This window comes from Kocuria sp. PD6 (assembly GCF_031844145.1).
In the GTDB taxonomy this organism is placed as follows: Bacteria; Actinomycetota; Actinomycetes; order Actinomycetales; family Micrococcaceae; genus Kocuria; species Kocuria marina.
Genome location: NZ_JAUZUS010000004.1, coordinates 128,705 through 151,174, shown reverse-complemented (window position 1 = coordinate 151,174; position 22,470 = coordinate 128,705). Strand labels below are relative to the sequence as shown.

At 68.5% G+C, this 22,470-nt stretch carries 21 protein-coding genes; 1 reads left to right on the top strand and 20 read right to left on the bottom strand.

The window, feature by feature from the left end; all coding sequences use genetic code 11:
* Positions 1-153: 153 nt before the first annotated feature.
* From murA to Q9R22_RS05055, 15 genes are all read right to left on the bottom strand, one after another.
* The gene (gene murA / locus Q9R22_RS05125) at positions 154-1,437 is read right to left on the bottom strand and encodes a UDP-N-acetylglucosamine 1-carboxyvinyltransferase (RefSeq protein WP_131332678.1); all 1,284 of its coding nucleotides are present in this window, start codon (positions 1,435-1,437) and stop codon (positions 154-156) included.
* 131 nt (positions 1,438-1,568) lie between these two features.
* Positions 1,569-1,847 (bottom strand): F0F1 ATP synthase subunit epsilon, encoded by a 279-nt coding sequence (locus Q9R22_RS05120; protein ID WP_064845716.1) that lies wholly within the window; start codon positions 1,845-1,847, stop codon positions 1,569-1,571.
* Positions 1,848-1,849: 2 nt separating this feature from the next.
* Positions 1,850-3,316 (bottom strand): F0F1 ATP synthase subunit beta, encoded by a 1,467-nt coding sequence (atpD, locus tag Q9R22_RS05115; RefSeq protein WP_035964656.1) that lies wholly within the window; start codon positions 3,314-3,316, stop codon positions 1,850-1,852.
* Positions 3,317-3,358: 42 nt separating this feature from the next.
* Positions 3,359-4,270 (bottom strand): F0F1 ATP synthase subunit gamma, encoded by a 912-nt coding sequence (locus tag Q9R22_RS05110; protein ID WP_131332677.1) that lies wholly within the window; start codon positions 4,268-4,270, stop codon positions 3,359-3,361.
* 57 nt (positions 4,271-4,327) lie between these two features.
* The gene (gene atpA / locus Q9R22_RS05105; protein WP_064845322.1) at positions 4,328-5,953 is read right to left on the bottom strand and encodes a F0F1 ATP synthase subunit alpha; all 1,626 of its coding nucleotides are present in this window, start codon (positions 5,951-5,953) and stop codon (positions 4,328-4,330) included.
* A 169-nt stretch (positions 5,954-6,122) separates the two neighbouring features.
* Positions 6,123-6,896 carry a F0F1 ATP synthase subunit delta gene (locus tag Q9R22_RS05100; protein WP_231885432.1) on the bottom strand — a complete coding sequence of 258 codons (774 nt, stop codon included), beginning with the start codon at positions 6,894-6,896 and terminating at the stop codon, positions 6,123-6,125.
* Positions 6,897-6,934: 38 nt separating this feature from the next.
* Positions 6,935-7,486: a F0F1 ATP synthase subunit B gene (locus Q9R22_RS05095; protein ID WP_064845325.1), complete on the bottom strand. Its 552-nt coding sequence runs from the start codon at positions 7,484-7,486 to the stop codon at positions 6,935-6,937.
* Positions 7,487-7,535: 49 nt separating this feature from the next.
* On the bottom strand, positions 7,536-7,736 hold the full coding sequence (gene atpE, locus Q9R22_RS05090) for an ATP synthase F0 subunit C (RefSeq protein ID WP_035964663.1): 201 nt from the start codon (positions 7,734-7,736) through the stop codon (positions 7,536-7,538).
* A gap of 113 nt (positions 7,737-7,849) precedes the next feature.
* On the bottom strand, positions 7,850-8,641 hold the full coding sequence (atpB, locus tag Q9R22_RS05085; protein ID WP_064845326.1) for a F0F1 ATP synthase subunit A: 792 nt from the start codon (positions 8,639-8,641) through the stop codon (positions 7,850-7,852).
* Between the two features lie 30 nt (positions 8,642-8,671).
* Complete coding sequence (locus tag Q9R22_RS05080) at positions 8,672-9,052, bottom strand: hypothetical protein (RefSeq protein ID WP_207387886.1); 381 nt, start codon at positions 9,050-9,052, stop codon at positions 8,672-8,674.
* Complete coding sequence (locus Q9R22_RS05075; RefSeq protein WP_131332676.1) at positions 9,049-9,642, bottom strand: hypothetical protein; 594 nt, start codon at positions 9,640-9,642, stop codon at positions 9,049-9,051. The genes Q9R22_RS05080 and Q9R22_RS05075 overlap by 4 nt, the downstream gene beginning before the upstream one ends.
* Positions 9,639-10,769 (bottom strand): glycosyltransferase family 4 protein, encoded by a 1,131-nt coding sequence (locus Q9R22_RS05070; protein ID WP_165489778.1) that lies wholly within the window; start codon positions 10,767-10,769, stop codon positions 9,639-9,641. Before Q9R22_RS05070 ends, Q9R22_RS05075 begins: the two co-directional genes overlap by 4 nt.
* Positions 10,766-12,724, bottom strand: coding sequence for a nucleoside-diphosphate sugar epimerase/dehydratase (locus tag Q9R22_RS05065; protein WP_242670646.1), 1,959 nt, complete (start codon positions 12,722-12,724; stop codon positions 10,766-10,768). Before Q9R22_RS05065 ends, Q9R22_RS05070 begins: the two co-directional genes overlap by 4 nt.
* A 26-nt stretch (positions 12,725-12,750) precedes the next feature.
* Positions 12,751-13,608, bottom strand: coding sequence for a glycosyltransferase (locus tag Q9R22_RS05060; RefSeq protein WP_064845331.1), 858 nt, complete (start codon positions 13,606-13,608; stop codon positions 12,751-12,753).
* Positions 13,595-14,527 (bottom strand): glycosyltransferase, encoded by a 933-nt coding sequence (locus Q9R22_RS05055; protein WP_131332675.1) that lies wholly within the window; start codon positions 14,525-14,527, stop codon positions 13,595-13,597. The genes Q9R22_RS05060 and Q9R22_RS05055 overlap by 14 nt, the downstream gene beginning before the upstream one ends.
* Positions 14,528-14,771: 244 nt before the next feature.
* Here Q9R22_RS05055 and Q9R22_RS05050 point away from each other — a divergent pair, with 244 nt between their 5' ends.
* Positions 14,772-15,740, top strand: coding sequence for an NAD(P)-dependent oxidoreductase (locus Q9R22_RS05050; protein WP_131332674.1), 969 nt, complete (start codon positions 14,772-14,774; stop codon positions 15,738-15,740).
* A 127-nt stretch (positions 15,741-15,867) separates the two neighbouring features.
* Here Q9R22_RS05050 and Q9R22_RS05045 read toward each other — a convergent pair whose 3' ends face one another.
* The 5 genes from Q9R22_RS05045 to thrB all read right to left on the bottom strand — a co-directional run bounded on the left by Q9R22_RS05045 (position 15,868) and on the right by thrB (position 22,414).
* Complete coding sequence (locus tag Q9R22_RS05045) at positions 15,868-16,896, bottom strand: L-threonylcarbamoyladenylate synthase (protein ID WP_131332673.1); 1,029 nt, start codon at positions 16,894-16,896, stop codon at positions 15,868-15,870.
* Positions 16,897-17,005: 109 nt separating this feature from the next.
* On the bottom strand, positions 17,006-17,872 hold the full coding sequence (gene prmC, locus Q9R22_RS05040) for a peptide chain release factor N(5)-glutamine methyltransferase (RefSeq protein WP_131332672.1): 867 nt from the start codon (positions 17,870-17,872) through the stop codon (positions 17,006-17,008).
* A gap of 6 nt (positions 17,873-17,878) precedes the next feature.
* On the bottom strand, positions 17,879-18,985 hold the full coding sequence (gene prfA, locus Q9R22_RS05035; protein WP_064845335.1) for a peptide chain release factor 1: 1,107 nt from the start codon (positions 18,983-18,985) through the stop codon (positions 17,879-17,881).
* A gap of 48 nt (positions 18,986-19,033) precedes the next feature.
* Positions 19,034-21,160 carry a transcription termination factor Rho gene (gene rho / locus Q9R22_RS05030; protein ID WP_131332671.1) on the bottom strand — a complete coding sequence of 709 codons (2,127 nt, stop codon included), beginning with the start codon at positions 21,158-21,160 and terminating at the stop codon, positions 19,034-19,036.
* Positions 21,161-21,451: 291 nt separating this feature from the next.
* Positions 21,452-22,414 carry a homoserine kinase gene (gene thrB, locus Q9R22_RS05025; protein WP_231885434.1) on the bottom strand — a complete coding sequence of 321 codons (963 nt, stop codon included), beginning with the start codon at positions 22,412-22,414 and terminating at the stop codon, positions 21,452-21,454.
* Between the last annotated feature and the right edge of the window lie 56 nt (positions 22,415-22,470).

The following is a 22,470-nucleotide window of genomic DNA, read 5'->3' as shown; positions in this document are numbered from 1 at the left end:
GACGCACAGGACGTTCGCACGCCGCGGCAATCCCACTCCACAGAATGTCAAGTGGAGCAGAAGCAGCTCAGCGCGCCAAAATCTGCTTCTGCTGAGTAGGAGCAGGGGTGTGGGTGGGCGCGGCGGGTTATCCGAGGAGCGCCGCGGGGGCGGTCAGTTCCACCTGCGCGCCATGCGGCGCTGCACCTTGGCTCCCGCTCCGGCCAGATGGTCCACGAAGTGCTCGTAGCCGCGGTCGATGTGCCCCGCCCCGGAGACCTCGGTGACCCCGTGGGCCGCCATCCCCGCGATCACGAGAGCCGCGCCGGCCCGGATGTCCATGGCTTCCACGGGAGCACCCGACAGCTTGTTCGACGGGACGCCGTCCACCCGGGCGTGATGCCCGTCCAGGCGCACACGCGCACCGAGCCGCTCAAGCTCCGCGGTGAATCCCCACCGGGCCTCGAACACGTTCTCCGTGATGATCCCACTACCCTCGGCCACCGCGTTGAGCGCCACCACGAACGGTTGCAGATCCGTGGGGAACCCCGGATAGGGCAGGGTCGAGACGTTGATGGCTTTGGGCCGCTCGGGACCGCGCACCACGAACCGCCCATCGGCGGTGTTGATCTCGCAACCCGCGCAGCGCAGCTTGGCCAGCACCACGTCCAGGTGTTCCGGTTCCGCACCCGCGATCTCCACGCGACCGCCCGTGACCGCGGCGGCAAAGGCCCACGTCCCGGCCACGATGCGGTCCGGGACCGTGCGGTGCGTGACCGGGTGCAGCCGCGGGACCCCCTCGACCATGATCGTGGTGGAACCGAGCCCCTCGATCCGTGCACCCATGGCCTGCAGCATCCGGCCGATGTCCACGATCTCCGGTTCGCGGGCCACGTTGTCCAACACCGTGACGCCCCGGGCGGTCGTGGCCGCGGTCATCAGATTCTCGGTGGCCCCCACGGAGGGGTAGCCCAGTCGATAGGTCGCACCCGTCAGACCGTCCGGTGCACTAGCTCGCAGGAACCCGCGTTCGATGGTCAGCCGGGCCCCCATGGCCTCGAGTCCCGCGCGATGCATATCCAGGCCCCGGGTTCCGATCGCGTCCCCGCCCGGCAGGGCGACCTCGGCCTGGAGGCAGCGCGCCATGAGCGGGCCCAGCACGGAGATGGACGCCCGCATGGCCCGCACGAGGTCGTAGTCGGCCTGGTGACCGAGCTCCTCCGGGACGTCGATGGTCACGCTGTGCGCCGAGGGCTCGTACGAGACCTCGCACCCGAGCCGGCGCAACAGCTCCGCCATGATCGTGACGTCCTGGATCTCGGGGACGTTGGTGATCGTGGAACGGCCCGTGGCGAGCAGCGCCGCAGCCATGAGCTTGAGCACACTGTTCTTGGCGCCGTACACGGGCAGCTCACCGTTGACCTTCGTGGGCCCGTGTACTTCGATCTTCTCTTCCATGCATTCTCCTCGATCACGAGTACGGGACAGTCCGCCGTGACACCTGGGCCAGCGCACCACGGTAGGCGAACGACGTCGACCCCCGCACCCGAAGGCACGAGGGTCGACGTCGACCGGTCACGCGGTACCGCTCAGGCGGAACGCGCCTCCGAATCCAGGGAGACCTCGTCCGCAACCACCGTGACACGGTTGTTGTCCACGGAGACGAACCCGGAGTCGATGCTGCCCACGAGACGGTCGCCGTCCACACGGTCGATGGCGAACTCCCCCGGCTTGAGCAGCCCCGCCATGGACTCGTGTCCCGGCATGATGCCGATGTCGCCCTCGGTGGTGCGTACCCGCACGAGGCGCGCGGTACCCGTCCAGATCTTGCGATCCAGGGCGACGATTTCCACGATGAGTTCGGCCATGATTACTTCTCGCCCGTCTCGGCCTTGATCTCGTCCCAGCGCCGCATGACGTCGTCCAGGCCGCCGACGTTGTAGAACGCCTGCTCGGGGACGTTGTCCAGCTCGCCGTCGCAGATCTTGCCGAAGGCTTCGACGGTCTCCTCGAGGGGAACCGTGGAGCCCTCCACGCCGGTGAACTGCTTGGCGGTGTAGGTGTTCTGGGACAGGAACTGCTCGATGCGGCGGGCGCGGGAGACCACGACCTTCTGCTCCTCGGAGAGTTCTTCGACACCGAGGATCGCGATGATGTCCTGCAGTTCCTTGTTCTCCTGCAGGATCCCCTTGACGCGGGTGGCCACGTCGTAGTGGGTCTGGCCCACGTACTGCGGGTCCAGGATGCGGGAGGTCGAGGACAGCGGATCGATCGCGGGGTACAGACCACGCGAGGCGATCTCACGCGAGAGCTCGGTGGTCGCGTCCAGGTGCGCGAACGTGGTCGCGGGAGCCGGGTCGGTGTAGTCGTCAGCGGGCACGTAGATGGCCTGCATGGACGTGATGGAGTGACCACGGGTCGAGGTGATGCGCTCCTGGAGCACACCCATCTCGTCCGCGAGGGTGGGCTGGTAGCCCACGGCGGAGGGGATCCGGCCCAGCAGCGTGGAGACCTCGGAACCGGCCTGCGTGAACCGGAAGATGTTGTCGATGAACAACAGCACGTCCTGGTTCTGCACGTCGCGGAAGTACTCCGCCATGGTCAGACCGGTCAGGGCCACGCGCAGACGCGTTCCGGGCGGCTCGTCCATCTGGCCGAACACCAGGGCGGTGTCCTTGAGAACGCCTGCCTCCTCCATCTCGACCCACAGGTCGTTGCCCTCACGGGTACGCTCACCAACGCCGGCGAACACGGAGGTACCGCCGAAGTTGCGGGCCACACGCGTGATCATCTCCTGGATCAGCACGGTCTTGCCCACGCCCGCGCCGCCGAAGAGGCCGATCTTACCGCCCTTGATGTAGGGGGTCAGCAGGTCGATGGACTTGATGCCCGTTTCCATCATCTCGGTGCTGCCCTCGAGCTCCGCGAAGGACGGGGCCTTGCGGTGGATGGGCCAGCGCTCCTGGATGTCCAGCTCGGAGGTGGGCAGGTCCAGCGCGTCACCGAGTACGTTGAAGATGTGGCCCTTGACCACGTCACCCACGGGCACGGAGATGGGGGCGCCCGTGTCCTGCACGGGGGTCCCGCGCACCAGACCGTCGGTCTGCTGCAGGGAGATCGCGCGCACCACGTTGGTGCCCAGGTGCTGTGCCGTCTCGAAGGTGATCCGGCGGGGCTGGCCGTTGAACTCGTAGTCCGCGGTCAGCGCATTGTAGAGGTCGGGGACCTGGTTCTCGGGGAACTCGACGTCGACCACGGGCCCGATCACCCGGGCGATGCGGCCGGTGGCACCTTCCGAGACCGGCTGGGTGGCCTGGTCGTTGATTGTGGCAGTCATTTCTCTCACTTCGTTTCGGCTGGCAAGGGCGGGCAGCGCGGGCTACAGTGCCTCGGCGCCACTGACGATTTCGGTCAACTCGGTGGTGATCTCGGCCTGGCGGGCGTTGTTCATCAAGCGCGTGTACTTCTTGATGAGCTCGGTCGCGTTGTCCCCGGCGGCCTTCATGGCGCGCTGGCGGGATGCGAGCTCGCTCGACGCCGCGTGGCACAGGGCGGAGTAGATCCGCGCCTTCACGTACCGGGGCAGGATCTGGTTGAAGAGCTCCTCCGCGTTCGGCTCGAACTCGAAGTTGTTCTGCGTCTCTTCGAGGGCCTCGTAACGCTCGGAGATCTCGTCCCCGAGGTCGTTCGCGTCCACGACCTCCAGGGGCAGCAGGCGCAACACCCGGGGCTCCTGGTTCACCATGGAGTTGAACTGCGTGTACACGAGCAGCACCTCGTCCACGCCACCGTCCTCGTACGGGGCGTTGATGTCGCGCATCAATTTGTCCGTGAGTTCCTCGGCGCGCTCGGTCGTGGCGTTGTCCGTGTTGCCCGTCCAGAAATCGTCGTAGTCACGGTGCCGGAAGTCGAAGTACGCCTTGGCCTTGCGGCCCACGAGGTACACGCGCGCTTCCTTGCCCTGCGAACGCAACAGCTCGAGCAACTCCTCCGTGCGCTTGAGCACGTTGGAGGAGTAGGACCCCGCGAGCCCGCGGTCCGACGTGAACACCAGGACGGCCGAACGCCGCACATCGTCGGGGACGGTGGTCAGGGGGTGGGAGATGTTGTGCTGCGTGGCGATCTGGGAGACCGCGCGGGTCAGCGCATTGGCGTACGGGTACGCGGCTTCGAGACTCTGACGGGACTTGTTGATGCGCGAGGTCGCGATCATCTCCATCGCCTTGAAGATCTTCTTCATCGACGACGTGGACGCGATCTTCTGTCGGTAGACCCGAATCTGCGCTCCCATGAAATTTCCTTTCGGCACCGCCGTGGTGCGCCGGATCCCGGCGCACCACGAGAACGGTTACTTCTTGACGATCGTTTCCTGGTTCACAGCGGTCGCGCCCAGGGACTCGTGCTCCTCGACCCCGGCCTCGATCCCGTGCTTGGAACCGTGGAAGTCCCGTTTGACCTCGGCCACGGCCGTCTTGAGCGCCTCGACCGCGTCGTCCTCGAGCTTGCCCGTGGAGTTGATCGAGTCCATCACGTTGGTCGTGCGCCGGACCTGGTCCAGCAGCGCGCGCTCGAAGTCCGCGACGTTGGCGACGTCGACGTCGTCGAGCTGGCCCGTGGTACCGGCCCAGATGGACACGACCTGGTCCGCGACGGGGTACGGCGTGTACTGGGGCTGCTTGAGCAGCTCCATGAGCCGCTCACCGCGGATCAGCTGCTGACGGGACGCGGCGTCCAGGTCCGAGGCGAACATGGCGAACGCCTGCATGGATCGGTAGGACGCGAGGTCCAGTTTCAGCGTGCCGGAGACCTTCTTCATGGCCTTGACCTGCGCGGCACCGCCCACGCGGGACACCGAGATGCCCACGTCCACGGCGGGACGCTGGTTGGCGTTGAACAGGTCCGACTGCAAGAAGATCTGGCCGTCGGTGATGGAGATGACGTTGGTCGGGATGAACGCCGAGACGTCGTTCGCCTTGGTCTCGATAATGGGCAGACCGGTCATGGAGCCCGCGCCCAGCTCGTCGGAGAGCTTGGCGCAACGCTCGAGCAGGCGCGAGTGCAGGTAGAAGACGTCACCCGGGTACGCTTCACGTCCCGGCGGGCGGCGCAGCAACAGCGACACCGCACGGTAGGCCTCGGCCTGCTTGGAGAGGTCGTCGAACACGATGAGCACGTGCTTGCCGCCGTACATCCAGTGCTGACCGATCGCGGAACCCGAGTAGGGGGCCAGGTACTTCAGACCGGCGGACTCGGACGCGGGAGCGGCCACGATCGTGGTGTACTCCAGGGCGCCGTTGTCCTCGAGGGTCTGGCGCACCGCGGCGATCGTGGAGGCCTTCTGACCGATGGCCACGTAGATGCAGCGCACCTGCTTGTCCACGTCACCGGACTCCCAGTTGGAGCGCTGGTTCAGGATGGCGTCCACCGCGATCGCGGTCTTACCAGTCTGGCGGTCACCGATGATCAGCTGACGCTGGCCACGCCCGATCGGGATCATGGCGTCGATGGCCTTCATGCCGGTCTGCAGCGGCTCGTGCACCGACTTACGCATGGTCACGCCCGGAGCCTGCAGCTCCAGTTCGCGGCGACCCTCGGTGGCGATGGGTCCGAGATCGTCCAGGGGCTCGCCCAGGGGGTCCACGACGCGGCCGAGGTAGCCCTCGCCCACGGGCACCGACAACACCTCGCCGGTGCGGTGCACCTCCTGGCCTTCCTCGATGCCCTGGAAGTCACCGAGCACCACGACGCCGATGTCGCGGGTGTCGAGGTTCAGGGCCAGGCCCAGCACCCCGTTCTCGAACTTGAGCAACTCGTTCGCCATGACGGAGGGCAGGCCCTCCACATGCGCGATACCGTCCGCGGCGGACGACACGCGTCCGACTTCTACTCGTTCCACATTGCCGGGATCGTAGGACGCCGCGAACTCATTCAGCGCACTACGGACCTCATCGGCATTGATGGTCACATCGGCCATCTACTGTCCCTGCTCTCTACGTCTTGTGATCATCGCTCGAGCCATGACCACGGTTGTACTTGTCGCGATGCGTTGCCCCCTCGCCGTGCGGCCGCCTCAGCGGTCGGGGGGCAACGTGACGAGATGCCGGCATCGACCGACTCCCCGCGATCCCCGCTGCGCGCGGGGATCAGGCTGCGATCCGCTGCTGCAACTGTTCCAGCCGGTGGGTCACCGATCCGTCGATGACCTCCTCGCCCACCTGCACCCGCAGGCCACCCACCAACGACGGGTCCACCTCCGTGGTGAGCTTCAGGTCCCGTCCGTACAGCCGGTTCAGACCCTGGCGCAGTTTCTCCGTCTGGTCCTCCCGGAGGGGACGAGCCGTGGTGATCCGCGCGATCCAGCGCTGCTGACGGTCCGCGACCCACTCGGCAAAGTGCCCGAGCAGGCGACCGGGTAGTGCGCCCCGGGGTTCGCTCGCCGCGCGTTCGATCAGCAAGGACACCTCCTCCGAGCTCGTCGTCATGAGACGACGGGCCAGGGTGACCTTGGCCTGCGCGCTCGCGCGCGAGTCCGAGAACGCGTTCTGCACCTCGGTGGAGTGATCCAGTACGGACTTGAACCGGATCAGTTCGTCCACGAGGGTCTCGAGCGCGTTCACGCCGCCGCGGTTCTCGGCGGACGCGGCCGCGAACAACACGGCCGTGCGTTCGATCCCGTCACCCAGCTGGCGCTCGGTGGCGCTGCGCTGGGATGCGAGTTCGGCGACGACGTCCACGGCCACCTCGTGCGCGCGGCCGTCGAGCAGCGTGTGCACGAACCGGGCGCGGTCCTCTGCGGGCCGGGAGGGATCCGTGAGAGCGCGGCGCAGTGCGCCGTTCTCGTCCACGATGTCCAGGATCTCGAACAGCTGGTGTGCGATCTCGGGACTCGCGGCAGATGCCCAGCGGTCAACGTCCACGGAGAGCGGACGATAGGGTTCGTTCGATGCTTCTGCCATTACCGTGCAGCTCCCGTGCGACCTTGCTCGGCCTCGAGATCAGCCAGGAAACGATCGACCACGCGGTTGGCGCGATCGTCGTCGTTCAAGGACTCCCCGACGATCTTGGACGCGAGCTGTGTTGCCAAAGTGCCCACCTCGTCACGCAGTGAGACCACAGCGGCCGCACGCTCGGCCTCGATGGCCTTGTGCGCGTTCTCGGTGATCCGCGCGGATTCGAGGTTGGCGCGATCCTTGAAGTCCGCCAGGATCTTCTCGCCCTCGGAGCGAGCTTCCTCACGAATCTTCTGGGCCTCGAGCCGGGCACTTTCGAGCTGCTGGTTGTACTCGTCGCGAGCGGCCTTGGCCTCGGCCTGAGCAGCCTTGGCCTTGGCCAGTCCACCCTCGATGGCGTCAGCGCGGTCCCTGAAGACCTTCTCGAACGCCGGGACGATGAACTTGTACGCGATGAAGAGCAGAATTGCGAACCCCACAAAGGTAATCAGCATTTCCCAGCCGTTGGGGAGCAGAGGGCTCTGCCCCTCTTCAGCTGCCAACACCATTGCGTTCATGAGCGCGATTCCTGTTCTCTAGTTAGGGCGAGTGCGAAAGGGAGAGCCCTTAGAGCAGCGCCAGGACGAAGCCCAGAATGGCGAGCGCCTCGACCACGGCGAAGCCCATGAACAGCATGGGCTGGATCACGCGCTGAGACTCGGGCTGACGGGCCACGGACTGCATGTAAGCCGCGAAGATGAGACCCACACCGATGCCACCGCCGATGGCAGCGAGACCGTAGCCAATAACGCTGAGCGAACCTTCCATTATGGATATTTCCTTTCTGGGTGCCCGCTGGAGCGGGCCGTGGTGCCATTACGGGAAACCGTGAATGGTCGATGGTCACGTGAGCGGCCCGGAGGTCGCGCTCCTTCGTGGGGCTAGTGCCCCTCCTGCAGTGCGCCCTGTACGTACACGGCGAACAGCAGGGTGAAGATGTAGGCCTGCAGGATCTGGATCAGAACCTCCAGGAAGTAGATGAACAGTCCGAGGACCAGACCGAAGATCGAGCCGCCGATGCCCAGGGCGCCGCCCACCTCGGTGGCGAGGTACGCCATGAAGGCCGCCGCGACCATGATGGCCATGTGGCCGGCGAACATGGTGGCGAACACACGCAGTGCGTGGGTCACGGGGCGGATGATCATGTTCGAGAGGAACTCGAGCGGGATCAGGATGAGGTACAGGACCTTGGGGACGTTCGGCGGCATGGTCATCTTGGCCATGAAGTGGCCCAGACCGTGGCGCTTGATGCCGACCCCGACCCACACGACGTAGGCGATGGCCGCGAAGACGTACGCGGTGCCGGGGTGCGAGAACGTGGGCAGCTGCAGGACGGGGATGGACCCGAAGAGGTTGTTCACCAGGATGAAGAAGAAGAAGGTGAACAGCAGGGGCACGAACGGGCGGAAGTCCTTCTCGCCGATGATGTCGCGACCCAGGTGGTTACGCACGAGCCCGTAGCCCATCTCACCCAGGTACTGGCCCTTGGTGGGGACCAGCGCTCGCCGCCGCACCACGTACATGAAGAACGCGGCGATCAGAACCACCGACAACAGGATCAGCAACGAGTGCTTACCGAGGGCGAAGGAACCCACTTCGAAGAACGGGGGCAGATGCGCATCTTCCGTGGACGGGGCCACGAATTCGGCCGGAATCCTCAGGGCGGGGTTCAATACGGGTCCTTTCTGCGGTATCCAGACCGGTCACACTCTGGGCTCGGGGCCCATGCCGGATGACTTCTTCGTCTCCGACGGGGTCTTTTGCGGGGCGGTACTGCGGTTCAAGGCGTCCCTCATATGAAGATAACCGAGGTACACCCCGGCGGCCGCCCCGGAGACAGCTCCCGCGATCACAATCCACCGAGTTCCCAGTAGGTGATCCAGGAACCAGCCTACCAAACTCCAAAACACCGCACCGACCACGATGTACAGCAGGACCGCGATCCCACCACCCAGACCGCCACGTTCCACGAGCTCCCCCGCGGTGTGGAGGGTTTCCTTGCGCGCGTTGTCCCGCATGCGCGTTGACATCCCCCGCAGGTCCGTGGGGCGCCGGTCTCCCGGCTCGTTCGGTGCGGAACTCATGGCGTTCGCCTTTCGTGAGTGGGTCGGTCGTGCCCCGCCCGGCCGCCACTCGAGTCACGGGCGGGAGGGACGGACGGGGCGGCAGCGGCGTCGTCGTGGGCGTGTTCGACGGCCGACGACGCCGCGTGGGGTGCGGGCTCGGGCGCGTCCTGCCGGGTGACACCGCGGGTCAGCACGGTGAAACCGGCCAGGGCGAGTACGAGACACACCAGGACGGTCACGGCGAACACGCGCGGGGCGAGCCACGGCGGGGCCCCCAGGAACAGCAGGAACCAGCCCAGCACGAGCACCTTGAGGAGGTACAGCGCGGCGAGCGCGGGAGCCGTGGCCGCCGGTGCCACGCGGTACATCTGAGCCGCCACGAGGGCGGTGGCTGCGGAGCTGACCGCGATGATCCCCGCCCCGAGCAGCGCCGAGCGCGGTGCCGGGAGCATGTCCACGACGGCTGAAAGTGTAAGCAGAATCACACCCAGGATCAGGAACATGACGGCCCCGGCCCGCACACCCCGGGCGTAGGAAGGGGGTCGGGAGCGGGCGGCGTCGTGCGCGGCGGATTCCGCCGACGAACGCGGAGCGCGGTCAAGGGTCACGGGTGCAGACTCCGTGCGGTGCTCCGGGCGCGGTCGAGCAGCACCGGGGACACGAGGTACAGCACGATCACGAGCACCACGGCCACACCGGCGAGCACGGAACCCGTGCCCGCGGCCCGCAGACCGTAGAGGGAGATCAGACTGACGCACGCCGTGGCGGTCGTGACCACCGCGGCGGACTGCACGTGGGACAGGCCCACGTCCGTGAGGCGCTGGTAGACGTGCTGCCGGTGCGGTGTGTACCAGACCTCCCCGCGGCGGATCCGCAGCACGAGCGTCACGGCGGTGTCCGCGAGGTAGACCAGCAGCGGGGACAGCAGGTACTCCACGTAGACGCCCGAGAGGAACGCGCCGATCGCGATCGCGGCGATGGCACCGCCCAGGACGTAGGAGCCGACGTCGCCCAGGAAGACCGTGCCGCGCCCCAGGTTCCACGGTAGGAAGCCCAGGAACGCACCGGCGAGCGCGAGGCCCGCGCACACCATCCACGGCATCCCGTTTGCCGCACCGGCCCACGCGTAGAACAGCCCCACCACGCCGCCGTGCAGCCCGGAGATCCCATTGATACCGTCCATGAAGTTGGCGATGTTGACGTAGGCCACGGTCGCGAGCACACCCACGGGCCACCACCACGCGGGGATGCCCAGGGCCACGATCATGGCGGCGGTCCCGAGCGCGCCCACGAGGACCTGCATGCCCAACCGGACTCCGATGGACACGCCGCGGTAGTCCTCGGCCCAGCCCAGGGCCGCGCTGGCCGCGGTCATGGCGAGCACGGACAGGGCGAGCGAGCGGTCCACGGGGATCAGACCGAACCCCAGGGACAGCCCGTACGTAAGGATCAGGGCGATGGCCACCGCGAGTCCCATCCCGCGCAGTACGGGCCGCGAGTGCGAGGACCGGTCGGACGGGATGTCGATCACGCCCCACCGGCGTAACAACGGCTTGACCGCGAACGGCAGGATCACTGAGAGCACGAAGGCAGCGGCGAGTGTCCACGGGGCGAGGGCCAACAACAGGTTCAGCGCCTGGCCGTCCGTGAGAGTGGCGGGGCCGGTGTCGACCGCGGGGGCCGTGGGTACGCCGTGGGCGGGCAGGAACGCGGTGGACACGAGGACGGTGCTCATGCGTGGCGCCTCCAGCCCGTGTGTCCCTCGGCGGCGTCGCCGTCCGCACCGTCAGCGTCCGCGTCCTCGGCGCGGGGTCCGGTGGCCGGGGCGCACTCGGCGGCGCGCGGCACGGAGAAGTCCGTGACCTTGGGCTGGGTGCTCACCACGACCTGCGGGATGGACCCCGTGAACATCATCCCGCCGCGCACCTTCCACACGTGACGGTCCAGGTTCGCGGGATCCAGGCGCTCGGCCTTGGCGTGGGAGATCTTGGGGTGGAAGGGCCGCTCGTCGGTCTCACCCGTGCCGATGAGGTCCTCGTGCAGCTTCTCACCGCGGCGCAGCCCGGTGATCTCGATGCTGATGTCCTCGCGCCCGGACATCGACCGCAACCGGCGGGCGATGTCCAGGATCCGCACGGGCTCCCCCATGTCCAGGATGAGTACCTCTCCCCCGTGCGCGATCGCACCGGCCTGGATCACGAGCTGACACGCCTCGGGGATGGTCATGAAGTACCGGGTGGCATCCGGGTGGGTCACGGTGATCGGCCCGCCCTGGCGGATCTGTTCCGCGAACAGCGGCAGCATGGACCCGCGCGAACCGAAGACGTTGCCGAAGCGCACGGACGCGTAGCGCTTGCCCGTGCGGTCCCCCATCCACGCGGTGAGTTTCTCCGCCACGCGCTTGGAGTGACCGAGCGCCGTGGTGGGGTTGGCGGCCTTGTCCGTGGAGATGTTCACGAACACGTCCACGTCCACGGCGGCCGCGGCGCTCAACACGTGCAGCGAGCCCATGACGTTGGTCTTCCACGCCTCGTCCGGGTACTGCTCGAGCAGGGACACGTGCTTCAGCGCCGCAGCGTGGAAGACCACCTGGGGCCGGCGGTCCTGGAACACCCGGGTGAGCGCGTCCGGATCGCGGATGTCACAGAGCACGGTGTCGTTGCCGTCCAGCAGGCCACGCCCGGTGATGGAGATCTGGGTGGCCTGCAATCCGGATTCGTCACGGTCCAGCATGATCAGCTCGGCGGGTTCGAAACCCACGAGTTGGCGGCACAGTTCCGAACCGATCGACCCACCCGCGCCCGTGACGAGCACGCGCTTGCCGGTCACGTACCCCGCAATGGCCTCCACGTGGATGTCCACGGGCCGCCGTCCGATGAGGTCCTCCATGGAGATGTCACGAAGGTCCACGCTCTGGTTTGCGCCGGTGAGCATCTCGGTCAGGGGCGGGACGGTCATCACGCGAGTCCCGGTGCCCTCCACGGCTTCCGAGACGCGTTGCATGGTGCGGGGGTCCACGTCCGCGACGGCCACGATCAGCACGCCGGCACGCGTGTGCTCCAGGACGGACGCGGCGTCGTGCAGCGTGCCCATGACCGGGACGGAAGAGATGCGCAGGTGCTTCTTGGCGGGGTCGTCGTCGAGCAGGGCCACGGGCAGGAAACCGGAGGCGGGATCCTGCATCATGCGGTGTACCAGGAACGTGCCCAGCGCGCCCGCACCGAAGATCACCACGTTCTGCGCCTGCTCACCCGGCTTGGCCGTGGATTCCTGGTACATGCGTTTGAGGTAGCGGAACGCGGCCATCAGCAGGCACGCGAACGGGAACGCGATGAACCCCAGCGAGCGCGGGATCCACAGGGCCACACCGAAGACCAGCAGGACGGCCTCGAGCAGTGCCGTGACGATCACGGTCACGACCACGAGCAGCTTGGCCTCCTCGAAACTGCCGAACGAGTACCGGCCCTTGTAGAGGGCGAACGAGAAGCCCACGAGCAGTTGCAGCACAACCGCCACCACGCACGTGATGATCACGCCCCCCACGGAGATGAGCTCCACGTTCATCTCGAACCGGAGGAACGCCGCGACCCACAGCGCCACGATCCACGCGACGGAATCCAAGATCATCTGGATCCACAGCCACGCGACCGGTTTGTCCGCTCGGGGGGTGGGGCTTGCGGGGGTGACCATGCAGTCGTAGTCCTTTCGGGTGCGGGTCAGTCGCGGTGACCCACCATGAGCCGGTACGCCGTTTCCCGTACCCTCAGGGGGACGAATCGGTAGCCGCCGCGCACCATGACGTTCACGGCCCATTGTAGGAACCCCACGTGGCCCAGGGTGCGCAACCGGTGCTGCAACGTCAGTTCGGCCCGCAGCACGCGGTACCCGCCGCGGCGTTCGTAGGAGCCCGCGGAGACGCGATAACCCACGAGCGGTTCCGCCACGTTGCGCACGTCCGCGCCGGCATGGAGCATGCGCGTCCACAACCAGTAGTCCTCGGCCATGGGGACGTCCTCGTAACCACCCACGGCGAGCGCGGCACTGCGGCGCAGCACGACCGTGGGATGGGAGATGGGGTTGCGGTATCGGCTCACCGCGGCGATCCGCGCGGCCCCCACGGGGGCTGTGCGCAGCGCGACGGGCCGAGTCTCGTCGTCGCCGATCTCGTGCATGGACGCACCCACGAGGTCCGCGCCGTCCTCGATCAGGGGCAGTTGCCTCTCGAACCGGCGGGGGTAGGAGACGTCGTCCGCGTCCGCGCGCGCGACGACGTCGTACGCGCACCGCGGCAACGCAACGGTCAGCGCCTGGGCGAGGCCACCGTTCTCCGGGATCCGCAGCACACGGACGGGGATCGGGGATTCTTTCGCGAGCCGCTCGAGCTCCGCCGTGACCGACGCCGACACCGGACCGTCCTGGACGAGCAGCACCTCCGCGGGCGGGCGGGTCTGCTCCACCGAATTAGACTCCACCGCGCGCCGGATCCGCTCGGCGGTGTCCGCGGCGTACACGGGGATCAGCACCGAGAACCGGGCCGGCAGTTGCGCAGGGGTCAGCGGGTCAGCGAGGGCCACCGAAACCACGTCCGCGCATGCCGTTGCCGTAGAGCCGCGCCCACCGCACCAGTCCGGGCAGGTCACGGTGGCGCGCGTAGTGGGCGGGGTAGCCGATCGCGTCCGCGACCAGTTGCACCACGCGCTTGTAACGCCACGAGACGTATCCGCGGTTACGGAAGAAGTGGCGCTGCTTGAACTCCCCCGGCGGGATCAACACCTGCAGCTTGCCGGGGATCACCACGTGTTCCTCGGCCCAGCCCGGCGGGTGGGACACGGCCGTGGTCGTGACCGTGCCGAACGGCAGCCCACTCTTGCGCAGGCGCACGAGGAAGTCGACCTCATCCCCGCGCAGGAACAGTTTCAGGTCCGGCAACCCCACCCGGAAGAACACGGACTCGTCCATGAGCGCACCGTTGAAGAAATTGGCGTAGGAATCGATGAAGCCCAGCGGTTCCAGGTCCGCGCGACGGTGGGTGATCCCACCGTCCAAGCGGAACGGGAACGCGAGGGCGTCGTGGTCCTGGGGCGCCACGATGAGCGGCGACACCACGGCGAGCCCCCGCTCGCGCGCTGTTTCGCGCAGGGTGTGTAGGCACTCGGGGTCCTCGGGATGGGCGTCGTCGTCCATGAGCCACACCTGGTCCGCGCCGCTCGCGAGCGCCGTGAGGATGGCGAGCGCGAATCCGCCCGCCCCGCCCAGATTGGCCACGGAGCGGCGGTAGTGCAGCGTGAAGGCTCCCCCGATCCGCTCCCCCAGCGCGGCCTCGTCCAGGGCAGTGCGCCCGGCGTCCACGAGACACAGACTCGCGATCGGGTCGGTCTGGACGCGCAGCGCGTCGATCAGCGCCGCGACGTCCTCGGGGCGGTCCTGCGTGACGCACGCGACGCTCACGTTCGCGTCCGGACGGTCGCTCGCCCGCGCGGTGGATTCGGTCATGGCGCCCCCGGGACGACTCGTGATGTGCAAGGAAGATGTGCTCGACCGCGGCGCACGCGCAGCCGCTCGCGCGGGCGCCCGGCACGCCGGTGAACTCCGGGAGTCTATCAACGCGTACCTTGACGCCACCTCGACGTCACCCGCACGGGTGATGTGCCGCGCTGACGACCACGGGCTGACCACCAAGAACGGGTCCGGGGCGCTACCGTACGATGAAGACACCATCACAGGAGGAGACACAACAGTGACGGCTCACAGCTGGCGCGTTCTCGGGGCCACGGGGTTCATCGGTTCCGCCATCACCACTGCCCTGCAGACCCGGAACATCCCGGTCACCCCGGTGGCCACCCCCCGACTGGCCTCGCCCGCGACCACGGTGCACCACCTCATTGAGCACGCGCACCGTCTCGAGTCCGTGATCGACTACCTGGCCGATTCCTTCGCCGGCGCGGACGTGGTGGTCAACGCCGCCGGTCTGGCCGCCCCCGATCAGACGCACCAGCAGTCCCTGACCGGGGCTAACGCGCTGCTTCCCGTCCTCGTGGCGCTCGCCGCCCACCGCACGGGCGTGCGCCGGGTGATCCACATGAGCTCCGCGTCCGTGCAGGCGGACGCACCCGTGCTGGACGAGTCCATACGCACCGCACCATTCTCCCCCTACTCCTTCTCCAAGGCCCTGGGCGAGTCCGCGCTCTACCGGTTGCGCTCCCAATGGCGCGAGGAATCCGGCGCTCCGCAGTTGAGCGTCATCCGCGCGACGTCCGTGATGGGCAGCGGGCGGCGCACCACGCGCATCCTCGCACGGTTCGCGTCCTCGCCCCTGAGCTCGGTCGCCGGGGACGGCTCCGCCCCCACCCCCGTGACCTCCGTGACCGCCCTCGCGCAGTTCACGGTGGCCGTGGGCGAGTTCCCTGAGGTCCTGCCCCCCGTGATCCTGCAACCGTGGGAGGGCGCCACGACCGGTTCCGTGCTGCGCGACGCCGGACGCCGCCACCCCCTGCAGCTGCCGTCCTGGGTGTGCCGGGCGGTGATCGCGACCGCGCGCACGGCCTCGGCCGCTGCCGGTTACCGCTACGGCGGGCTCATCCGCCGCCTGGAGGTCACGTGGTTCGGCCAGCGCCAGGTCCCCGGGTGGGCCCACGAGAACGGTGTGCTCCCCGAGCCCCACGTGCAGGAGGTGCTGCGCCAGGCGCACCTCGCGCTGGGTCGCTGAGCCGCGCGTTGGGTTCTTCGCAGCGCGGCCGCGCCCGGTCCGGAGCACTCCCGCGCTGACAGAACGATCCCCGCACCGTACCCGACATGGGATGGTGCGGGGATCGTCTCGTCAAGGCGCCTGTTGTTCAGGCCCCGTGGTTCTCGGGTTCCCCGGCGACGAGCCGCTGCGCCTCCTCCATGCTCAGTGCCCCGGTCCCGTCCCAGCGCGGCTCGGTGTCCGGTGTGCGTTCCCGTCCCTGGTCCACGAACGGACGGGCCTCCGCGGGGGAACTGCGGACCAGGTCGGCCACGAGGTCCTCGTCCGCGGGAGTCGAGCCGTCCGAGAGGGTCGCGTCCTCGCCGAACGATTCCGGTGCATTCGCTTCGGGATTCTGACGCGCGGACTGTGTCGACGCCGCGGCGTCGTCGTCCGAGACCGCCGCGCCAGCACCGCCGGCTGCAGCGGCCGCCTCCGGGCTCTCACCGGTCGCCGGAGCTGCCGGTTCGGTGCCGCCGTCCACGTTCGGGACGACCTCGCGCAGCCGCGCCAGCGTGATCGCGCCGTGGCGCAGCACCACGGGCGTCTCCCCCGTGCAGTCCACGATGGTCGAGGCCACGTCCTGCGCACCGGCGGGGACCTCACCCGCGGGCCGCGGACCGTCGTCGAGGTAGAGCGCCACGCGGTCCTGCAGCATCTCGCGGGCCTGCTCGGCGGTGCGTGCGGCGGGCATCCCCGTCCGGTTGGCGGAGGACACGGCCATGGGACCCACGCGTTCGAGGACCGCGCGGGTCACGGCGTCGTCGGGAACGCGTAGCGCCACTGTCCCATGGGTCTCCCCCAGGTCCCAGCCCAGGGTGGGCTGGGCCCAGCAGATGATCGTGAGGGCGCCGGGCCAGAACGCCTGCGCGAGCGCGCGGGCGTCGTCGGAGATCTGGTCCGCGAGGCCGTCGATCACCTCGGGGCGGGCGATCAGCACGGGCGGGGGCATTTCCCGCGTGCGGCCCTTGGCGCCCAGCAGTCCCTGGACACCGGGCGCCGAGAACGCATCGCAGCCGATGCCGTAGACGGTGTCCGTGGGCAGCACGAGGCATTCGCCGTCCGCGACGACGCCCGCGGCCTCGGTCACGGCCGCTTCGAGTTCCTGCGGGGTCCCGCAGGATCGGATCTCACTCACGAGCAACTCCTCTGCTGACGTGTTTCGTGTTCTTCCCGTGCTCCGCGCACCCGGCCGTCCCGTTCACGGTACGTCTCCCGGCACGACGGCGCTGCGGCGCCCCGGTCTCTCAGCCCCCCGACCCCGGCAGCGTGGCGGTCGTGGCCCGCGGGCGGTCGGTCAGGTCATGGTGCGTGCGGATGTCCCGGAACCCCCGGTCCTCGAGGGCGCGGGCGACGGCCGCGACCTGGGACTCGGCGTGTTCCATGACGAACGAACCGCCCGGACGCAGGATCCGCACGGCGGTGTCCATCGCGGCGCACGGGAACGTCATCCCGGTCTCGTCCCCGCCGTACAGCGCCGTGGGTGGATCGTAATCGCGTACCTCGGGATCCTCCGGGATCTCACCGTCCGGGACGTAGGGTGGGTTGGTCACGACCACGCAGAACCGCCCCGCCGACTCGACCGTGACATCGCGGTAGTCGGATTCGAGCAAGCGCACGCGGGAGCCCGCCAGATTGCGCCGGGTCCATTCCAGTGCGGCCGGTTCGCGTTCCACGGCGGTGACCCTACTCGCGGGATCCTCGCTCGCCACGGCCAGGGCTATCGCGCCACTGCCCGTCCCGAGGTCGATGACCCCCGGGTGGGTCTCGCCGGCCCCGCGCCATACGCGCACCAGATCCAGGGTCAATTGGACGAGCAGTTCGGTCTCCGGGCGGGGGACGAAGACCCCGGGACCCACCGCGAGCTCGAGCTTACGGAACGGGGCCGTGCCCGTGATGTGTTGCAGGGGCTCACGCCGTGCGCGGCGTTCCACGAGGTCGCGGTACCCGTGCGGTTCCGGCGCGCCCAGGATGGCCCGCGCTTCGGTGTCCCCGCGGCCCAGGCCCAGCGTGTGGGCGGCGAGCAACACGGCGTCGACGTCCGGGGAGGCCACACCCGCGCGAAGCAACCGGGACCGGCCCCACGCGATCGCCTGGGCGAGAGTCGTGGCCACGGGAAGTTACTTCCCGCCCGCGGACCCGTGCTGCGCGGAGTCCTGACCCAGTTGTTCCAACCGGTGCTTCTCGTCCAGTTCCACGGCGGAGGCGATCACGGGTTCCAATGCGCCGTCCAGGACGTGGTCCAGGTTGTAGGCCTTGTACCCGGTGCGGTGGTCCGCGATGCGGTTCTCGGGGAAGTTGTAGGTGCGGATGCGTTCCGAACGGTCCACGGTGCGCACCTGCGACTTGCGGGCCGCGGCGTTCTCGGCGTCGATCTGTTCCTGCTGGTGCGCGAGCAACCGGGCGCGCAACACGCGCATGGCCGCCTCACGGTTCTGCAGCTGGGACTTCTCGTTTTGCATGGACACCACGATGCCCGTAGGGACGTGCGTGATCCGCACCGCGGAGTCCGTGGTGTTCACCGACTGCCCACCCGGACCCGAGGACCGGTAGACGTCGATCTTGAGGTCGTTCTGGTTGATGTCGATCTCGTCCGGCTCGTCCACCTCGGGGAAGACCAGCACCCCCGCAGCGGACGTGTGTACGCGCCCCTGGGACTCGGTCACGGGCACCCGCTGCACGCGATGCACCCCGCCCTCGTACTTGAACCGGGCCCACGCGCCCTCGGCCGGATCGGAGGAGGACCCCTTGACCGCGAGCTGGACGTCCTTGTAGCCGCCCAGTTCGGTGGGGGTTGACGAGAGGATCTCGGTCTTGAGCCCGGACTGTTCCGCGAAGCGCATGTACATGCGCAGTAGGTCCCCGGCGAACAGGGCGGATTCGTCCCCGCCCTCACCCGCCTTGACCTCGAGGATCACGTTGCGGCCGTCGTCCGGGTCCCGCGGGATGAGCTTGCGGCGCAGTTCCTCGCGCGCCACGACGAGCTCGTCCTCAAGGGGCTTGACCTCCGCGGCGAGTTCGGGATCCACGCTCCCGAGCTCGCGCGCAGCGCCCAGGTCCTCGGAGATGCGTTCCACCCGGCGATGCGCCTCGACGATGCCGTTGAGTTCGGAGTAGCGCCGACCCAGTTTCCTGGCTTTGCTCGCGTCCGCGTGGACGGCGGGATCCGCCAGGGCGCGCTGGAGCTCGGCGTGCTCATCCAGCAGCGGCTGAACGGGGTCGGACATACGGTGCTCTCCTGGGATCGACGGGTGGAACGCGGTGCTCGCGGGTTCCTAGTGACCGGCCAGCGTGGTCTTCTGGACCTGCAGCAGGAACTCGGTGTTGGACTGGGTATCCCGCAGCTTGCTCGTGAGCAGTTCCAGGGCCTGCTGCTGTTCCAGACCGGAGAGCACGCGGCGCAGCCGCCACATGATCTTGATCTCGTCTGCGGACAGCAGGTTCTCCTCACGGCGGGTACCGGAGGAATTGACGTCCACGGCCGGGAAGATCCGCCGGTCCGCGAGCTGGCGGGACAGGCGCAGTTCCATGTTGCCCGTGCCCTTGAACTCCTCGAAGATGACCTCGTCCATCTTGGACCCGGTCTCCACGAGCGCGGTCGCGAGGATGGTCAGCGAGCCACCGTTCTCGATGTTGCGCGCGGCGCCGAAGAACTTCTTGGGCGGGTACAGCGCGGCGGAGTCCACACCACCGGAGAGGATGCGGCCGGACGCCGGTGCCGAGAGGTTGTACGCGCGGCCCAGGCGGGTCATGGAGTCCAGCAGGACCACCACGTCCATGCCCATCTCCACCAGGCGCTTGGCCCGCTCGATCGCGAGCTCCGCGACCGTGGTGTGGTCGTCCGCAGGCCGGTCGAAGGTCGAGGCGATGACCTCACCCTTGACCGTGCGCTGCATGTCCGTGACCTCTTCGGGGCGCTCGTCCACGAGCACCATCATGAGGTGGACCTCGGGGTTGTTGGTCGTGATCGCGTTGGCGATCGACTGCAGCATGAGCGTCTTACCGGCCTTGGGCGGGGAGACGATCAGACCGCGCTGGCCCTTGCCGATCGGGGCCACGAGATCCACCACGCGGGGACCGATCTTCTTGGGCTCGGTCTCCAGGCGCAGCCGCTCCTGGGGGTACAGCGGGACGAGCTTGTTGAACTCGACCCGGTCCTTGTTCTCCTCGGGCTTGCGGCCGTTGACCGTGGTCAGCTGCACGAGCGCGGAGAACTTCTGGCGCGAGTTGTTGTGTTGTTCGCCCTCGCGGGGAGCACGGATGGCGCCCACGATCGCGTCGCCCTTGCGCAGGTTGTTCTTCTTGACCTGGGACAGGCTCACGTACACGTCCGAGGGGCCGGGCAGGTAGCCCGAGGTGCGCACGAACGCGTAGTTGTCGAGCACGTCCAGGATGCCCGCCACGGGCAGCAGGACGTCGTCCTCGGTGATCTCGACGTCGTCCACGTCCGGACCGTTGTGCCGGTTGCGCCGGTTGCGCCGCTCGTTGCGGTCGTTTCGATCGTTACGGTCGTTGCGATTGCGGTTGCGCCGGTTGCGGCGGGAGTTACCCTCACCGTCGTTGTTGCGATCGTTGTTGTTGCGGTTGCGCCGGTCGTTGCGGTTCTGGTTGTCCTGACCGCCGTCCTTGGGGTCACCGGAATCGTTGGAACCGCCTTGGCCCTTGGAGTCACGGCGGTTGTCCCGGTCCTGACCGTTGTCCTTGGAATCCTTCTGGTGGTTGGCGTGGCGGGAACCGTCCAACTGACCCTGCTTGTTCTCGCGCCGGTTCTCGTCCTGGGACGAGCCGTTCTGCTCGGACTTCTCGTTCCGGCGACCGCGCTGGTTGCGCTGGCCGCGCCCGGACTCGTTGCCGGAGTCGTCAGAGCCCTGGGCGGAGTCCTGCCCGGACTCGTCCCGGCCCTTCTCCGCCTGGTCCTTGTCCTGCTGGTTCTGGGCGGAACGGTCCTGGCCGGAGCGCCCGTGCTCACCGGTGCCGCTGGCCGTGGCGCGCCGGGAACGGCGCGAACCGCTCTGCCGCGGGACGTTCTGTTCGCCGTTCTCGCCCTCCGAGCCCTCCTGGGGCTTCGAGGAGGAGTCCGATGACGCCGCGTCCGCGGACGCGGCGGCCGGAGCGTCGTCGGCGGAGGACGACCGCGGAGCGTCGGAGGAGTGGCGCTGGGAGGCCTTGCGAGCGGTCTGCTCGATCTTGGCCTCCACGGCTTTGTCGCGCTCGGCGACGGCGCCCCCGCGCTGGTGGGCCTCGATGGCCTCGACCAGCAGGGACTTGCGCATGCGGCGCGCGCCGGTAATGCCCAACTGGGCCGCGAGGGCCTGCAGCTGCGCGAGTTTGAGCCCGGACAGACCGGTGCTCTGGGCGTTCGAGGTGTCCGTTCCCTGTTCGGGGGCGGTGGTTTCTGTCACGAAGCTTCCTTCTGACTCGATGAGGGTTGCGGCACTCAGATCGCCAGCAACCCGACGATGATGGTGTGGGCCACCCGCGGCGGGCCACGAAAGTGCGCGCCGGAGGCGCGCGTCATCAGCAATGAAGTCCCCCGAATCTCCCGCGGAGCCGGGACGCCACATTACAGAGGTGGCTGGTCTACGCGGAAGAGGATCGCAGAGAGGCGACGCGGTCGAACACCTGCGTTGAGGAACTGCGCACGAGGCTCGGCTGCGGGGCTGCACTGTCCGGCACGGACGCGAACCCGGGGCCTATTGCGTGGATACGCTCACTTTAGCACCCTCTTCGGGCACCCGCAGGACATGAACACGCCACGTCACCGTTCGCCCCTGGTACTCGTGCGCCGACGACGCCGCGTCCGCCGCGATCTCCTCGATCGCCGCAGCCACGCGCCCAGCGTGCTCCGCGCCGTTCGCGAGCGTGAGCACGGTGGGGCCCGCACCCGAGATCAGGGCGGCGTGACCGAGGTCGCGCAATCGGGTCATGAGCTCGCAGCTCGGTGCCATGGCCTGTGCACGGTAGGGCTGGTGCAGCAGGTCGAACGTCGCAGGCACGAGCAGCTCGGGCCGTTCGCCCAGGGCCGCAACCAGAAGCGCCGCGCGGCCGGCGTTCACGGCCGCCGTGCGATGCGCGACCATCTCCGGCAGCAGCCCGCGGGCCACCGACGTGGCGACTTCGAAGTCGGGCACCGCGACCACGGGGACCACGTCCGGGTGCACGCGCACGGGCACGCTGTGGAAACGGCCTTCGTCCTCGTACGAGATCGTCAGACCACCCAGCAGGGTGGGGGCCACGTTGTCCGGGTGTCCCTCCATGTGGGAGCACACCTGCAGCACCGCATCCGGTGAGAGCCGGTGGGACGCGGGGAGCAGCGCGTTGGCCGCGAGGACACCGGCGACCACCGCGGAGGCCGAGGAGCCCATGCCCCGGCCGTGCGGGATCGCGTTGTGGGCGCGCAAGCGCAGCGGGGGCAGCTCACCGGCCCCGGCGGCGTCGAACGCGGCCTGCATGGCACGGATCACCAGGTGCTCGGGACCGCGCGGCACGCCCGCCGCGCCCTCCCCCGAGAGGTCGAACTCGAGTCCGCGCTCGATGCGCGTGAGCGTCACGGTGTCGTAGTGACCCAGCGCGAGACCGAGCGAGTCGAAGCCCGGGCCCACGTTGCCCGTGGAGCCGGGGACCCGCACGCTCACGGTGGTACCCACGGGCGTGATGGCGCCCGGCACGTTCCCGGTGCGGGGTGCGCTGTCGGTGTCGGGCGCGTCGGTGC

Excerpts from the sequence above, each read along its gene's own strand:
- murA (WP_131332678.1), bottom strand. The coding sequence starts at position 1,437 with ATGGAAGAGAAGATCGAAGTACACGGGCCCACGAAGGTCAACGGTGAG.
- Q9R22_RS05120 (WP_064845716.1), bottom strand. The coding sequence starts at position 1,847 with ATGGCCGAACTCATCGTGGAAATCGTCGCCCTGGATCGCAAGATCTGG.
- atpD (WP_035964656.1), bottom strand. The coding sequence starts at position 3,316 with ATGACTGCCACAATCAACGACCAGGCCACCCAGCCGGTCTCGGAAGGT.
- Q9R22_RS05110 (WP_131332677.1), bottom strand. The coding sequence starts at position 4,270 with ATGGGAGCGCAGATTCGGGTCTACCGACAGAAGATCGCGTCCACGTCG.
- atpA (WP_064845322.1), bottom strand. The coding sequence starts at position 5,953 with ATGGCCGATGTGACCATCAATGCCGATGAGGTCCGTAGTGCGCTGAAT.
- Q9R22_RS05095 (WP_064845325.1), bottom strand. The coding sequence starts at position 7,486 with ATGAACGCAATGGTGTTGGCAGCTGAAGAGGGGCAGAGCCCTCTGCTC.
- atpE (WP_035964663.1), bottom strand. The coding sequence starts at position 7,736 with ATGGAAGGTTCGCTCAGCGTTATTGGCTACGGTCTCGCTGCCATCGGC.
- Q9R22_RS05080 (WP_207387886.1), bottom strand. The coding sequence starts at position 9,052 with ATGAGTTCCGCACCGAACGAGCCGGGAGACCGGCGCCCCACGGACCTG.
- Q9R22_RS05070 (WP_165489778.1), bottom strand. The coding sequence starts at position 10,769 with ATGAGCACCGTCCTCGTGTCCACCGCGTTCCTGCCCGCCCACGGCGTA.
- Q9R22_RS05065 (WP_242670646.1), bottom strand. The coding sequence starts at position 12,724 with ATGGTCACCCCCGCAAGCCCCACCCCCCGAGCGGACAAACCGGTCGCG.
- Q9R22_RS05055 (WP_131332675.1), bottom strand. The coding sequence starts at position 14,527 with ATGACCGAATCCACCGCGCGGGCGAGCGACCGTCCGGACGCGAACGTG.
- prfA (WP_064845335.1), bottom strand. The coding sequence starts at position 18,985 with ATGTCCGACCCCGTTCAGCCGCTGCTGGATGAGCACGCCGAGCTCCAG.